At 62.0% G+C, this 14,419-nt stretch carries 17 protein-coding genes, 1 tRNA gene and 1 riboswitch; of the genes, 17 read left to right on the top strand and 1 reads right to left on the bottom strand.

The genetic code is table 11. The annotated features are described in order from the left end of the window. Positions 1-11 precede the first annotated feature (11 nt). Complete coding sequence (locus MRUB_RS01070) at positions 12-557, top strand: DUF4256 domain-containing protein (RefSeq protein ID WP_013012513.1); 546 nt, start codon at positions 12-14, stop codon at positions 555-557. Positions 558-618: 61 nt separating this feature from the next. Here MRUB_RS01070 and MRUB_RS01075 read toward each other — a convergent pair. Beyond that, positions 619-705: transfer RNA gene (locus MRUB_RS01075), tRNA-Leu, on the bottom strand. Positions 706-870: 165 nt separating this feature from the next. Between MRUB_RS01075 and cas10 the strand changes: the two genes are divergently transcribed. The 16 genes from cas10 (at position 871) to MRUB_RS01150 (ending at position 14,388) form a co-directional block, all read left to right on the top strand. Then, positions 871-3,291, top strand: coding sequence for a type III-A CRISPR-associated protein Cas10/Csm1 (gene cas10, locus MRUB_RS01080; RefSeq protein ID WP_013012514.1), 2,421 nt, complete (start codon positions 871-873; stop codon positions 3,289-3,291). Between the two features lie 9 nt (positions 3,292-3,300). Next, a complete protein-coding gene (csm2, locus tag MRUB_RS01085) occupies positions 3,301-3,783 on the top strand; it encodes a type III-A CRISPR-associated protein Csm2 (RefSeq protein ID WP_013012515.1) in 483 nt (160 codons plus the stop codon). Then, on the top strand, positions 3,784-4,458 hold the full coding sequence (csm3, locus tag MRUB_RS01090) for a type III-A CRISPR-associated RAMP protein Csm3 (protein WP_013012516.1): 675 nt from the start codon (positions 3,784-3,786) through the stop codon (positions 4,456-4,458). After that, on the top strand, positions 4,455-5,342 hold the full coding sequence (csm4, locus tag MRUB_RS01095; RefSeq protein ID WP_013012517.1) for a type III-A CRISPR-associated RAMP protein Csm4: 888 nt from the start codon (positions 4,455-4,457) through the stop codon (positions 5,340-5,342). Before csm3 ends, csm4 begins: the two co-directional genes overlap by 4 nt. Then, the gene (csm5, locus tag MRUB_RS01100; protein WP_013012518.1) at positions 5,339-6,469 is read left to right on the top strand and encodes a type III-A CRISPR-associated RAMP protein Csm5; all 1,131 of its coding nucleotides are present in this window, start codon (positions 5,339-5,341) and stop codon (positions 6,467-6,469) included. Before csm4 ends, csm5 begins: the two co-directional genes overlap by 4 nt. A gap of 31 nt (positions 6,470-6,500) precedes the next feature. After that, a complete protein-coding gene (locus MRUB_RS01105; protein WP_013012519.1) occupies positions 6,501-6,767 on the top strand; it encodes a type II toxin-antitoxin system VapB family antitoxin in 267 nt (88 codons plus the stop codon). Continuing rightward, positions 6,767-7,147, top strand: a complete 381-nt coding sequence (locus MRUB_RS01110) for a type II toxin-antitoxin system VapC family toxin (protein ID WP_013012520.1) — start codon at positions 6,767-6,769, stop codon at positions 7,145-7,147. Before MRUB_RS01105 ends, MRUB_RS01110 begins: the two co-directional genes overlap by 1 nt. Beyond that, complete coding sequence (gene cas6, locus MRUB_RS01115) at positions 7,144-7,932, top strand: CRISPR-associated endoribonuclease Cas6 (RefSeq protein ID WP_013012521.1); 789 nt, start codon at positions 7,144-7,146, stop codon at positions 7,930-7,932. Before MRUB_RS01110 ends, cas6 begins: the two co-directional genes overlap by 4 nt. Next, complete coding sequence (locus tag MRUB_RS01120; protein WP_013012522.1) at positions 7,886-9,352, top strand: TIGR02710 family CRISPR-associated CARF protein; 1,467 nt, start codon at positions 7,886-7,888, stop codon at positions 9,350-9,352. Before cas6 ends, MRUB_RS01120 begins: the two co-directional genes overlap by 47 nt. After that, positions 9,349-10,320 carry a CRISPR-associated endonuclease Cas1 gene (gene cas1 / locus MRUB_RS01125; RefSeq protein WP_013012523.1) on the top strand — a complete coding sequence of 324 codons (972 nt, stop codon included), beginning with the start codon at positions 9,349-9,351 and terminating at the stop codon, positions 10,318-10,320. Before MRUB_RS01120 ends, cas1 begins: the two co-directional genes overlap by 4 nt. Positions 10,321-10,434: 114 nt before the next feature. Next, on the top strand, positions 10,435-10,599 hold the full coding sequence (gene cas2 / locus MRUB_RS16305) for a CRISPR-associated endonuclease Cas2 (RefSeq protein WP_013012524.1): 165 nt from the start codon (positions 10,435-10,437) through the stop codon (positions 10,597-10,599). Positions 10,600-11,177: 578 nt separating this feature from the next. After that, the gene (locus tag MRUB_RS01135) at positions 11,178-11,384 is read left to right on the top strand and encodes a hypothetical protein (protein WP_015586271.1); all 207 of its coding nucleotides are present in this window, start codon (positions 11,178-11,180) and stop codon (positions 11,382-11,384) included. Next, positions 11,381-11,605 (top strand): PIN domain-containing protein, encoded by a 225-nt coding sequence (locus tag MRUB_RS16030; RefSeq protein WP_241476932.1) that lies wholly within the window; start codon positions 11,381-11,383, stop codon positions 11,603-11,605. The genes MRUB_RS01135 and MRUB_RS16030 overlap by 4 nt, the downstream gene beginning before the upstream one ends. Beyond that, entirely contained in the window at positions 11,606-11,800 is a 195-nt protein-coding gene (locus tag MRUB_RS16035; RefSeq protein ID WP_241476931.1) for a PIN domain-containing protein, read from the top strand. It begins immediately after the preceding gene. A 178-nt stretch (positions 11,801-11,978) separates the two neighbouring features. Continuing rightward, positions 11,979-13,190: a TIGR02710 family CRISPR-associated CARF protein gene (locus MRUB_RS01145; protein WP_013012526.1), complete on the top strand. Its 1,212-nt coding sequence runs from the start codon at positions 11,979-11,981 to the stop codon at positions 13,188-13,190. Positions 13,191-13,247: 57 nt separating this feature from the next. Further along, a riboswitch (cobalamin riboswitch) is annotated at positions 13,248-13,390 on the top strand. Positions 13,391-13,506: 116 nt separating this feature from the next. Next, entirely contained in the window at positions 13,507-14,388 is an 882-nt protein-coding gene (locus MRUB_RS01150) for an ABC transporter substrate-binding protein (protein ID WP_013012527.1), read from the top strand. Positions 14,389-14,419 lie beyond the last annotated feature (31 nt).

Here is a 14,419-nt window from a genome sequence, read left to right on the forward strand (position 1 = left end):
AACTAATAGACATGACCCCCCAACAGCGCGACGACTTGCTCAGGCTGCTCAAAAACCGCTTCGAGCAACACCCGCACCGCCACCCAGGGCTGCGCTGGGCCGACCTCGAGGCCCGCCTCCTGGCCCAGCCCGATAAGCTGGCCTCGCTTCTGGAAATGGAAAACACCGGCGGTGAGCCGGACGTGGTGGGCCGCGACCCACAGACCGGCACCTTTATTTTTTTCGACTGCGCCCCCGAAAGCCCCAAAGGCCGCCGCAGCCTCTGCTACGACCAGGCTGCCCGTCTGGCTAGAAAGCAGAACAGGCCTGCCAGCTCAGCCCTGGAGATGGCCGCGGCCATGGGCATCGAGCTTTTGACCGAGGAGCAGTACCAGGCCCTGCAGCAACTGGGCCGGTTTGACACCAAGACCTCGAGCTGGCTCAAAACCCCCGAGGCCATTCGCAAGCTGGGTGGGGCCATCTTTGGCGACCGGCGCTACGACCGCGTGTTCATTTACCACAACGGGGCCGATTCCTACTACGCGGCTCGAGGGTTTCGTGGCTGCTTGAGGGTTTAATCGGAGGTGGCAAAGCAGAGCGGCGCAGCCTGTAAACTGGGCCGCAATTGCTTTGTATGGCTGGTGCCGGGAGCGGGACTTGAACCCGCATGAGCTTGCGCTCGCTACCCCCTCAAGATAGTGTGTCTACCAGTTCCACCATCCCGGCAAAAGGGCGGTCTGATTGCTCAGACGCAAAGATTAGGTTAGTCGGTGGGGCGCCCCTTGTCAAGAACGGCTCGAGGCCAGGGAGGGTGCTGACCTGCGAAAAAACGCACTTGGTTTATATAGCAGCGGTTGGGTTGCAAGGATGCTGTATAAAAGTGGACACTGTATGTCAGACCCAGCGAACATCGCTTTGGCGGCCCTCCTGCACGACCTCGGCAAGCTCTACCAGCGGGCCTACTGGGGCCATGCGCCGGAAGGGGTTTCGGACTGGAGCCATCCGGCCTATACCGAATGGGCCATTCGGCAGCACCGGAGGCTCTTCGAGCAGGCGGGCCTCGAGCCCGACTGGCTGGCCCAGACCGCAGCCCGCCACCACGAGGGCTGGAGCAATAAGCCCCAGTACCAGCCCCAGACCCCCGAAGGGTGGTGCGTGGCCCTGGCCGATACCTACGCCTCGAGGGAGCGCCTCGAGGTAGACGAAAAGGGCAGCCGTGCGCCCGATACGCCGTTGAAATCGGTCTTTGCAAATTTGCGGGTTCAGGAAACCTACGGCCAGCGCGACCACGGCTACAGCATGGTGGAAGCCGGGCGGGAAGTGGGCTTGAAGCTGGGCGGGGCCTATCCCCAGGCCCGCCCCAACGTCTCCCGCGACACCTACTGGCGCCTGGCCGAGCGGCTGGACGGGCGCCTGACCGAGCTGGCCAAGCACTCCCTGGGCCCGGAAGCCCTGCTCATGAACCTGCTGGGCATCTTCCAGGAGCTCCTGTGGAACGTACCCTCGGACACCCAGGGCGAGCCGGACGTATCGCTTTTCGACCACCTGCGCCTCACCGGGGCCATCGCCGCGGCGCTCTGGGCCTACCACGACGGCAAGGCCACGGTGGAAGCCCTCAGGGACGAGACTCCCGAGAAGTTCCTGCTCGTTTTGGGTGACCTGGGGGGCATCCAGGGCCACATCTACCGCATTCAGGGAGCGCAGACCGGGGTGGGCGGCCTGGCCAAGCGGCTGCGGGCGCGCAGCCTCGAGGTCTCCCTGGCCGCCGAAGCCCTGGGCCTCGAGCTCCTGCAACGCACCGGCTTCACCCCTCTGCAGCGCATCATGAGCGCAGGGGGCAAGTTTTACCTGCTCCTGCCCAACACCGAGGCCGTGCACCGGGCGCTGGATGCGGTTCGTCAGGGCTGGGAAGCATGGGCTTTGCAGCAAGGGGCCACCTTACTGCCCTTTCTGGCGGCCCATCCCTTTGCACCGGGGGGCTTCCGGGCTTTTAGTGAGGTGCTGAAAGCAGCGCACCAGAAGCTAGTCGAGGCCAAACTAAAGCCGCTCTCGAGCCAGCTTTCCACGCCCTACCTGACCTCGGGCAGCACCAGCCTGCGCCCCTGCAGGGCCTGCGGGGTGCGGCCTGCTCAGTCCGCCACCGACGAGCTTTGCCATGGCTGTGAGCGCGATGGGCATATGGGCCGGCTCATTCCCAAGCGTACGGAGATCGGCTTCTTCCCTCAGGATGCCCCCAGGCCCCACTACCGCTTTCCGGCCTGGCAGGTAGCGCTGGAGGCTTCCCCAGCCCACACCCTGCGCACCCGGCCCGACTTCACCCCGGCGGCCCACCCCTGGGAGGTGCGCCTCCTGGCTGGGCATATCCCTACCCTAGCGGATGCCTTGCGCCAGGGCCGCTGGCGCGATCTGGCCGAGTACCAGGCCTGGGCCAAGGAGCAGGGGCTCTGGGAAGAGGAAGAAGAAGGGCGCAAGGCCGACGACCCCCTTACCCTGGCCGAGCTGGCCGAGTTCTCCACCGGGGCCAAGTACCTGGGGGCCCTGATGCTCGACGCCGACCGCATGGGCGAGGCCTTCGCCACCGGCTTCAAAGACGAAGAAGGGCAGGACAGCAGCAGCCCCAGCCGCATCGCCAGCTTATCGCGGATGCTCGAGCTCTTCTTCGCCGGGGAGGTGCTGGAGCTGATCAAAAACCCCCAAACCTACGCCAAGCGCCTGGGCTGGGACGAGCTGAAGGCCAGGGAAAAAGCAGCGCGCTACCCCCTCATCTACTCGGTGTATGCCGGGGGCGACGACCTCTTCTTGCTGGGGCCCTGGGACGTGCTTTTGGAGTTCGCCCTGGATCTGCAGGCGCTGTATCGGGAGTTCACCCAGCACCCCGCCCTCACCCTCTCCGGTGGCTTTGTGCTGGTGAGCCCCAGCCTGCCCATCCCGCTGCTGGCGGAGGCGGTGCAGGAAGCCGAGCAAGCAGCTAAAAATGCGGGCCGCAACCGGCTGCACCTGTTCGGGCAGGGCGTGCCCTGGGACGAGTTGCGTAACCTGCTCCCCTGGGTGCGGGACTTCCGCCGCCACCTCGAGGCCGAGGGCAAAGCGGGCCTGAGCAGCGCCCTGGCCTACCGCCTGCTCAGGCTGTGGAGAGGACACCAGGATGAGGACGAGGCCCGGCGGATGCGCTACAAGCCGCTCTTGGCCTATGCCCTGCGCGAGCGGAACGAGGAAATTCGCAAGCACTACCTGCAACTTACCGACCACACCCAGGCTGCGTGGCAATATCTGCCGGTCTGGGTGCAGTGGGGGTTGTATCTGGAGCGATAGGAGGCGCGTATGGAGTTTTTTGAGAACCAAGAGAAGGGTATTTATAAGAAGGGTCTCTTTGATGAGGATGCCAAACGCTGGGCACAAGATCTACGAAACGAAGGGCAGGGGCAGGATAAGCTCAAGTCGAGCCAGTTCCGCAACTACTTTCACGAGTTTCGCAGGCTCGAGGACGTCTTCGACCGTTACAAGCGCGAGACTGGGGGTGATGAGGCGCTGGCCTGGAACCGGCTCACCTCCCAAATCGAGTTACTGAGGGCAAAGCTGGCCTATGGGGGGCGCTCGAACGGTGGCCCTCTGCAAAAACTTCCTCTATTCCGGAGCAAGATGGACGAACTCCTATCAGATGCCAAGAGAAGCCCCAAGCACTTCGCCGCGGTCATGCTGTTTTTGGAGGCAGTATTAGCCTATTTCTACGGTCTGGAAGGAGAGCGCGGAGGCGAAGCTGCACCCCGTAGTCCAGAGCGGCCTGCTCAGGGGAGGAGGTACTAAATGAAATTACTCGGCTACAAGCGCATCCACGGCATCATTCACCTTAGAAGCGGCCTACGCATCGGCATGAGCAAAGACCAGATGGCCATCGGGGACGTGGATAACCCGGTCATCCGCAATCCCCTGACCGATGAACCCTACATCCCCGGCTCCTCGCTCAAGGGCAAGATGCGGTATCTGCTAGAGTGGCACCTCGGCGGGAAGTACATCACCGAGTCCGACCAGTACCATGTTTACAAGGACGAGGATGGCCCCATCGGGCGCATTTTCGGTGTAGCTCCCGGCAACGACCGTCGCAGTAAAGAACTAGCTCAACAGCGCGGTCCCACCCGCCTCCTGGTGCGCGATGCTTACCTAACGCGCGAATCTAAAGAAAGACTCGAGGCCATGACCGCCCGCGGCGGCTACCTGACCGAGGTCAAGCAAGAGGTGTTTATCCCCCGCATTGGCGGCAACGCCAACCCCCGCACCGCCGAGCGTGTACCGGCCGGGGCCAAGTTTGCCTTCGAGATGGTCTACCGGGTGATGGACACCGGCGACGGCGGCCAGACCGACCAGAGCAACTTCGAGTATGTAAAGAAGGCCCTCGAGCTGCTGCAACTCGACGGGCTGGGCGGCTACATCAGCCGGGGGTACGGGCAGGTGGAGCTGCGTTACGAAGTCGAGGAAAAATGAGGGTTCGGGCCTTTCATCTAAAGCTCTCCAGCATCACCGCCCCGCCCAGGGCTCCCACCCTGTGGGGCCACCTGGCCTGGTGGGTGCGCTATACCCAGGGAGAGGAAAAGCTGAAAGAGTGGCTCGAGGCTTTCCAGCACGACCCGCCCTTCCTGTTCTCCTCGGCCTTCCCCACCGGTTACCTGCCCCGCCCCTACCTCCCCCAGCTTCAGGTGGAGGACACCCAGGCGCGCAAAGCCCTCAAGAAGATCCGCTACCTGAGCCTAAAGACCTTCGCCAGGGTCATCCAGGAAGGCGAACAAGCGCTACGCGATGCACCTGAACTCAAAGAGGGAAAAGCCCCCAAGGTCACCTTGGCCTCCCAGACCCGCGTGGGCATCAACCGCACCACCGGCACCGCGCAGGAGGGCATCCTCTTCACCGACCGGGTGTACTGGCTGAACGACAAAGCGCAACAGCAGACCTGGACGGTCTACGCCCAGGTTCGGCAGCAGGCCGACTATTTGGAGCAAGCCCTGCGGGAGGTGGGCACCTTTGGTTACGGCGGTAAGGCCAGCGTGGGGCTGGGCCGCTTCGAGGTAGTAGACACCCAGGAACTCGAGCTGCCCGAGGCCGAGAACCCCACCCACTACGTCATCCTATCGCCCACTTTGCCCCAGGGCGAGGGGTTTTATGCCCTCGAGACCTACTGGGGCCGCCTGGGCGGGCACTTCGCCCTGGCCGAGACCCCCTTCAAGCGCCCCTACCTGCGGGCGGTGGAGGGAAGCGTGTTCAAGGAGAAGCCCAAAAGTGGCCTGCTGGACGTGACCCCAGCGCCGGCCCCGGAAGCGGGCGTGCGGGTGTGGGAGTATCTCTATCCCTTCTGCTTGGGGGTGCGGATATGAGTTTCATGGAGGCTTACCGCCTCGAGCTCGAGCTCCTGGGCCCCGTTCACGTGGGCACCGGGGAGGCTTTCCCGGCCTACAGCTACTTGGTGGACGAGGCAAGGAAAGAGGTACTGATCCTGGATTCTGGCCGCCTGCTGGAGTTGCTCTCCGAGAAGCAGAGGGACAACTACCTGCAAGCCGTGGCCCAAGGCCCCAAGCAGGCCCAGAACACCTTGCGATCGCTCTGGGGCAGCGGCCTGCTGGACCTCACCCCGGCTGTTCTGCGGCGGGTAGCGGCTAGCCCAGCCTTCATCAACACCGTCAAGAGTGCCACCGACGCCGCGGGCCTCGAGTTCCGCACCCTGCCCAGGAGCCCGCTGGGGGCCTACCTGCCGGGCTCGAGCGTCAAGGGGGCTTTGCGCACGGCCTGGATGTTCCAGCGAATCCTAAAACGGGGTCAGGATATCGGGTATCACGATCGCTGGACATGGGGCAAGAAACCCCCGAAAGACGAATGGCCCCTCGTCCAGCCTCCCAAAAGCATCAACACCCGGGTTGCCCAGGAGTTTGAGGCCCTGGTGCTGGGCTACGCCACCGACCGTGGCCCTAACCTGCACCGTGACCCCTTCCGCCAGGTGCGTGTGGGAGACGGTGAGCCCTGCAAGAATCTGCTGCTCAACCGCATCGGGGTGTTTCATCCCGAGGGCAAGATGGATGGCACGGTGTTGCTGGCCGAGACCTTCCGCAGCAAGACCCGGCTCGCAGCGCTGGTGCGGCTTCACACTGGGCTGGCCCGACAGACCCACAACGACACCGTTTCTCACGCCATCTCGGCCCAGGCACTGATCAAAGCGTGCCAGGAGTACTACCAGGAAGTCGCGGCCAGGGAAAAGGAATTTGCCGAGAAACATGCCCTGGCACAGGGCCTGAAAATCTATCAAGAGCTAGAATCTCGCCTAAACTCTGACCCACAGGCATTCCCCCTGCGCATCGGGTTCGGCTCAGGCCGAATGTCCATTCGACTGGCTCTGCTTCTAGATGGCGAGGAGGGGCAAGAACCCAAAACCCGCAAAACCGCCGGGCACTCTAACCCCAAGGACGGCTTCCCCATGGGTTGGGCTATTGCCAGGCTCGAGCCTTACTGAAATCCAGCTTTTTTCAAGCTACACTGAACCCATGGCCCTGACCGTCAAAAACCCCGAAGTCGAGCGCCTGGCCGAAGAAGTGGCCCGTCTGACCGGCGAGACCAAAACCGAGGCCATCCGCAAGGCCCTTTTGGAACGCAAGGCCCGGCTTTTGTACCCGCAGCGCCCCAGCAAGGAAAGCGTGCTGGAATTTCTAGAGCGCGAGGTCTGGGCCAAACTGCCGCCCGAAAGCTTAGGTAAAGCCCCTACCAAGGCCGAACAAGAGGAAATTCTGGGCTTTGGCCCGGAGGGCTACTGATGGTGCTGGACAGTTCGGTTCTGGTACAGCTTATTTTTGCCGAGCCAGGGCATCGGGAGACGCTCGAGCACATTCTTGAGGCCGAGGTGCGCGTGGTGGGGGCACCCACGCTGGTCGAGGTGGGTATGGTGTTGACCAGTCGGTTGGGGCCGGACAACCTGTACCTGCTGGACGAACTTCTGATGCGCCTCGAGGCCCGGGTGGTTCCTTTCGAGGCAAGCCATGCGCACCAAGCCCTCTCGGCCTTCCGCCGCTGCGGCAAGGGCCGCCACCCTGCGGCCCTCAACTTTGGCGACTGCCTGAGCTACGCGGTGGCTAAGGTGGCGGGGATGCCCCTGGCCTACGTAGGCGACGACTTCGCCCAGACCGACCTGGCATGATACTCGCAGCGCTGATACTCCCCCTCGAGGGCCCCACCCGCCCCGACCCCGACGGTTGGCGTGGCCTGGTGTATGGCCTGCTTAAGGAGATAGATCCCGAGCTGCACGCGGCCCAGCACAACCCCTTCAGCCTGGGACTGGGCGGAGCCCTGGGGCAGTGGTGGGTGCGGATTGCTTTTTTGGAGGAGGGCCTGTATGCCCGGCTCTCACCCCACCTGTTTGGCCTGGCAGGCCAGACCGTGCGGCTCAAGGAGGCCTTCCAGGTGCGCGCGGTGCTGCAAGAAGCGCACCCCTGGGCCGGCGTGAGCACCTATCCCAAGCTCTTCCAGGGCCAAGCCACCGCCAGCCTGGGGCTTCAGTTTGCCAGCCCCACCTTTTTCCGCCGCAAGGGGCACAGCTACCCCCTGCCCGAGCCCCGGCTGGTCTTCGAGTCGCTCACCCAGCGCTGGAACGCCTTTGCTCCGGTAAAGGTGCCCCAGGAGGTGCAGGAAGCCTGGGAACGCCTTTTGGTGGGCCAGTTCCAGGGCCGCACCCACCACATCGCCCCCAACCAGGACGAGCGGGGGGTGGGCTTTGTGGGCCGGGTGGTCTACTACCTGCCCAAAGCCAGCCCCACCGAGGCCCAGTGGCTCCAGGCCCTGGGGCGCTTTGCCTTTTACGCCGGGGTGGGGGCCAAGACCAGCCTGGGGTTTGGGCGGGTGCGGATGTTTGACCCATTGCAACAAGAAAGGAGGCCCGATGAATCAGAACAAGGAGCGCTTACGGGAACTGTGGGCGGAGTATAAAACCCTTATAAGGCAGGAGAGTGCAAATCGAGCGGGGTCTTCCCCTCAGAGCCAAAAAGCTAAAGAGCTGTACGATACGCAAATCTGGCCCCTCACAAAAGAGGGTTTTACCGATCGAGGCCAGCAGCAGTATGTCGCGTCCTTTCACACAGTTGGCACAACAGCGGAACCGATCATTCTTTCGGTTCGGGCGCTGGATGCAGAGAAAGTGTATTTGTTGCATACCAAAGACACCGAAAAGCTCTGTGGGCGGATTGAGAGGGAATTGGGGTGGGGGGTGGAGCGCATCAAGACCCTCCTGGTTGGCCGCAGCGACCCAGAAGACATTTATAAACAGGTGCGGCAAAAGGTAGACGAACTTCCCCCGGATGCGGCCATTGCCTTCGACCCAACTGGAGGCACCAAGGCGATGGTGGCTGGGTTGGCGATGTTTGCCTTCTCGCTGGCCGAGGAAGGGCGCACGGCGCATGTTTACTACGTTGACAACGAAGAATACGACGATGAGTTGCGCCGTCCTGTCGCAGGAACAGAGTTTTTGAAGCGCCTCGAGAACCCCCGTGAGGTCATACCCGACTGGATATACCACCGCGCCAAAGATGCCTACAAACGAGGTGATTTTTCGCTTGCAAAACAGCTTTTTGACCAAGCTAAAGATCGTGAAGGGCGAGCGCATAGCCTCGAGGCGGTGTTATCGGAGGCTTACGAATCTTTGGATGCCGCCCAGTTCAAGCAGGCCAAAGACAGGCTTAATGATCTGCTCGAGCTACTACAAAAACCCGCACATAGGCAAAGTTTCCTTACTAGAAATATAGCTACCATCGAGCGTCAAAAAGAAGCCCTCGAGGTCGTTGTTCAGCTTACCGAGGCACTTTCTGCCAAAGACAAGAGCATAGCGCCTCTGGCAGACCCTCAACAAGTGGCTTGCGTGCTGGCAGCCCTCGGTTTTATGACCGAAAAGAGACTAAAGACGGGCCGTATAGCCGAAGCCGTGCTCTTGCGCTACCGCGCCCTCGAGCTGTTCTTGCAACACCGCCTTGCGCTCAGGGGTTTTGACACAGAGAAGCCAGACTTTCCGGGATTGTGCGCTGCAAACCATACCTCTATCGAAGATCTCCAGGAGAAGTACCAAGCTGAGCGCAAAGCTGCAAAGGCTGGATCAGACGATAAGCTGATAGAAAAAAACGCAGTAGACTTTATCACCGCCTTCTTTTTGCTCCGGGCCTTAGGGGATGGGCCGGCTTTAGCCGTCAATGTAAACAAGGTGCTCGGACTAACTAAAACCCGTAACGCCTCGGTTTTTGCCCACGGCTTTACGCTTCCCACAGAGGACAACGCCAAAAACCTGTCTGAAGTGTTGGTGGCTCTTGTTCAAAGTGGAGGCTTGCCAGAGGTCAGGTTCGAGCCCATTCCCCTGTCGTGACCCTCCACCTCACCGAGCAATCCTCCACCCTGCGCCTCTCCCAGGGCCGCCTGCGGGTGGAGCTCGACGAGCAAACCCTGGCCGAACTGCCCGCCCGCAAGGTGCGGGGGGTGGTGGTCTGGGGGAATGTGCGGCTGACCACCCCGGCCCTGGCCTTCCTGTTGCGGCAGGGGGTTCCGGTGCTGTACGCCACCTTGGAGGGCCAGCTTTACGGGCAGGCCCAGGCGCCCCAAAGCCTCGCACCCGAGGTGCTGCGGGCCCAGCTTCTGGCACAGCAAAACCCCCTTCCGCTGGCGCAGGGCTTTTTGCTGGGCAAGCTGCGTTCGGGGCAGATGCTGCTCGAGCGCCTCGCGCGCCAGGCCCCCATCACACCCCAGCAGGCCGAGATAGAGGCCGCCCTCGAGGCGCTGCCCCAGGCCCGGAGCCTCGAGGCCCTGCGCGGTATCGAGGGCAACGCCGCCCGCGCCTACTTTGCCGGGCTGCAAGCGGTACTAGCGCCCTACGGCTTTTCCGGGCGCAACCGCCGCCCCCCCACCGATGCCGTGAATGCCGCGCTCTCCTATGGCTACATGGTGTTGCTGGGCCGGGTGTTGCTGGCCCTGGGCATAGCTGGCCTGCACCCCGAGCTGGGCCTGCTGCACACCGAGGGCCGCCGGGTCCCCGCCCTGGCCTTCGACCTGATGGAGGAGTTTAGGGTTTCGGTGGTGGACGCGGTGGTAATTGCGGCCTTTTTACGCAGCGAGCTAACCCCCCAGCAGCACAGCGAGGCCCGCAACGGCGGGGTTTATCTGAACGAAGCCGGGCGCAAGGCGCTGCTTAGGCGGCTCGAGGAGCGCTTTAGCCAGGAGGCCCAGCACCCCAAGGGCTTCCGCAAGCCCTACCAGGAACTCATCGAAACCCAGGCGGCCCGCCTCAAGGCGGCCATCCTGGGCCGCGAACCCTACACCCCCTTCTACCTTTGGAGGTAAAACCGGTTTTATGAAAAACAGAACCGGAAGGCGCTGTAAAAAACCCTCGAGCGCCATTTGGCGCGGCAAGTGAGTGGCGCTTCATGCGTCACTCACGCGCAGATTAGGTAAAAAATGCCCGACGAACGCTTCTACACCATTGCCTACGACATCCCCGACGATGGCCGCCGGGTCAAGGTGGCCAACGTGCTCAAGAGCTTTGGCGAGCGGGTACAGCTTTCGGTGTTCGAGTGCTGGCTGGCCCCAGGGCAGCTCCAGCAGCTCAAGCAGCTTTTGTAAAAGAAGCTCGAGCTCTCCCAAGACAGCGTCCGCATCTACCCCATTGGCGGTACGGTGGAGGTGCTGGGTCTGGGCCGCCTCACCCAAAGCCCCGACTTCCTGATTCTCTAGCCGTTACACCCCCCGTAACCTTGCCCCCACCCGCCAAAAATGCCTGCGCGATCGCACCCCACCTCACACAAAACCCAACCCGAAGCCAGTCCAGAACAGCATGGAAACACTTTCACTAAATAACCCATTATGTTTTGCGCAAAATGCTATAATACTTTCGTCGAGCAATTCGACAGCGCACTTTGAAAGCCAGCTTTTGCGATGAATAAGGCAAACCCACACCACAAAAAATCTAAAAGTGCGGGAAAGTAAGCCCTCATCGCAAAAAACGCACTTTTTACCCCAGTTATCCACAGGGGGCTGTGGATAACTCCGGTTTCTCATAAATACCCCCTCCAGCACCCCTGTACAGCACGGTGTTTAACGGGGTATGCTGTTGCAAACAAAAAGCCCCGTAAGGGGATTGAAACTCGACTGGGCCAGGCGGCGCTGTGGCGGGGCTAACAGGGGTGAGCTATCATGAGATTATGGTTCTGCCCACTACTTTAGAAAAGGAACTCGAGCGCTTCAAAGAAGCTTATGGCCCAGGCTGGTACAAACGGCTACGGGAAATTCTTAGAGAGGAAGCCAAGCGCAAAAAAGCCGCTTTGGAGGCTGCAGAGCTGGCGAGGAGAATCAGTGCTACCAGCGGGCTTACCGAAGAAGAAGTATTCCGAACGCTGGAGAAAAGTTGAAAGTTGTTTTGGACACCAATGTTTTGATAGCGGCCATCCTGACCCGTGGTAGAGCACATCATCTGGTGGTTGATCTGGGGCTAGAGGGAAAGCGCTTTGAAAATGTGACCTCCCAAGACCAAATCGAAGAATTCAAGCGGGTAATTCAAAAAAAGTTTCCCAAAGTTAAAAACAAAGTGCTTATCGGTCGGTTTATACGGCAGTTCAAACAAGCCTCGTAGGTGGTTACGCCCGAGCGGGTGCACCTTTCGCCCGACCCCGATGATGATGCGATCATCGGGACGTTGCTGGCCGCCAAAGCCGACTACTTGGTCACAGGGGACAAGAGCGACTTGCTGTCGCTCAAAAAAGTCCATAACATCCCGGTTGTAAGCGTAACTTGGCTCCTAAAAAAGCTGGATCCCTATGGCCTTTAGTCAAATCTGCAGCGTGCTGATTTTGCCCAAATCGGGTTTAAGTAAAAGTTTCCGGGCCTGGTGGGGTTGGCAGTGGTAGTTGACCATCGCTTGTCGCAGGTGGGGGGGTGGCATAGCCATCCCAGGGTTGTAAACAAATGCCACGCAAAGGCCGCGTGAAGTTTGATAGATTGGGGGCGTGCAGGAGCAACTAAACACAGTTTTGATACTGGGGGTGGGGCAGACCCTGGAGCCCCTCGAGTTTGCCCTGACCGAGCACACCCCGCAGGGGGTGATTTTTATAGCCAGCCAGGATTCGCAGGTGGTGTCGGCAGAGCTTATCCAACGCTATGGGGAAGCGCTGCGCTTTCACACCCTGCTGCTCGACGACCCCGAAGACCTGGGCGAGGTGTTTCGCAAGGGGCGCTTGGCACTGCAAAAGGCCCTCGAGTGGGAGGCGCGGGCCATTGTGGCCGATATTACCGGGGGCACCAAAACCATGTCGGCGGGGCTGGTGCTGGCCCTTACCGGGCAGGGCGTTACCTTTAGCTACGTGGGCGGCCAGGCCCGCGACGGTCAGGGGCGGGTAAAAAGCGGCAGCGAGCGGCTGCGGCTGCTGGAAGACCCCACCTACCGCTACGGCCTGCGCGAGTGGGAGGGTTTCCGGCGGGCCTGGAACCAGTGCGACTACCAGGCCGCACAGGCGTTTCTGGACGCACTGCTGGCCCGGCCCCTGACCCCCTCCGAGAAGCGCTTTTACGAGCACCTGAAGGGGATTACCGAAGGCATGCTGGAGTGGGACTTGTTTTACCACAAGGCGGCCTGGCAGAAGCTGGAGAGACACCTCGAGCCCACCCTTACCATTGCCGAAGCCTGGGGGCACGGGGGCAAGGTGCGGGTGTTGCAGGAATTGCAGCAGGCCCAAGCCCGGCTGCGGGCCATCCTGGATCGGGAGGGCAAGCCCACCTTTGCCCTGCTGGCCGACCTTTTAGCCAACGCCCAGCGCCGGGCTTCCAGGGGCCGCCACGACGACGCGTTGGCCCGGCTGTACCGGGCGGTGGAGCTGGCCGCTGAGGCCGACCTGTACGAGCGGCACCAGATTGTGCTGAGCGACCCCAAAAGCTATCCGCAGGCAGCCCAGCACCTTGCTCAACAGATTCAGAGGGCCACCGGCCTCAAGGATCGGCTGTCCCTGGCGGCTACCATAGATGGGGTATTGGGGCAGTCCCAGACCCTACCCCAGCGGCTCTACGCGGCCTACCTGGGCGAGCTAGGGAACCTGCTCCAAGCGCGTCACAACAGCATTCTGGCTCATGGGTTTACCCCGGTGAAGCAGGAATCGTGGGAGAAACTTTATAAGTCCCTTCAGGGCTTGGGCCTCGAGGCCGCCCCCGCCTGGCCCACCTGGTAGACGCTTGTCGGGTGGGTCTTGGGGGTGTAGCCTGAAGCCAAGGCCCGCTAGGGCCAGACAACCCGGTCAAGTTTTGGTGCCTGGGCGCGTAGCCCTGGCTTAAAGTGGGGAAGTCCGGTGAAAGTCCGGCACTGTCGCGCAGCGGTAACGGTGCATTGATCGCCCGAAGTCCGAATACCTGCCAAAACGCCTTCTTACTCCGATACGGAAGGCACCTCTCGCAAGAAGGGGGAGTTTCGGGGAACCTGTTTGGCGTCCTCACTCCCGAGGGCGTTTTTTTACGCCTAATAGCGAGACCGGGTTGGGGAGGGACGCGATGAAGAGATCTTTCTGGCTTTTGCTTCTGGCTTTAAGCTTTGCGCTACTGGCCCCTGGCCTGGCCCAGCCGTTCCCGCGTACCCTGACCGACGACCTGGGCCGCAGCATAACCCTCAAAGCCGCGCCCCAACGCATTGTGGCCCTGCTGCCCTCGGTCACCGAGACGGTGTGCGCCCTGAATGCCTGTGGGCGGCTGGTGGGGGTGGACGACTACTCCGATTTTCCCGAGCAGGTCAAGCGGCTGCCCAAGGTGGGGGGGCTGTATAACCCCAACCTCGAGGCCATCCTGGCCCTCAAGCCCGACCTGGTGATCGTCTCAGTCTACGGCAAGCTGCACGAGGGGCTCGAGCGGGCCGGGGTCGCCAGCTTTGCCGTCAAGCCCGAGACCTACGACGACATCTTCCGCACCACCCGCCTGCTGGGCCGGGTGCTGGGCCTGGAGGCCCAGGCCGAGCGGCTGGTCGCGCAAATTCAACGTGAGGTGTACGCGGTGGAGAGCCGCGCCGCCAAGGCCGCCCAGCGCCCCACGGTCTACTACGAGATTGACCCCACGCCCTACACGGTGGGGCCCGAGTCCTTCATCGGCGTGCTGATTACCAAGGCCCGCGGCCAGAACATCGTCCCCAGGGAGCTGGGGCTCTTCCCTCAGATCAGCCCCGAGCTGGTGGTGCAGAAGAACCCCGCCGTTATCGTGCTGACCCATCCAGGGGCCGCCGACCTACCCAAGCGGCCTGGCTGGGCAGGGGTGGCGGCCATCCGCAACCAGCGCATCTGCACCTTTACCGGTCAGCAGGATAACCTGCTTTCGCGCCCCGGCCCGCGGGTGGCCCAGGGTCTGCAACTGCTGGTGGGCTGCTTCCACCCAGAACTGCGCCGCTAGGAGGTACGGTGCACACCCCAGCCCTCACCAC

Source organism: Meiothermus ruber DSM 1279 (assembly GCF_000024425.1).
Classification (GTDB): Bacteria; Deinococcota; Deinococci; order Deinococcales; family Thermaceae; genus Meiothermus; species Meiothermus ruber.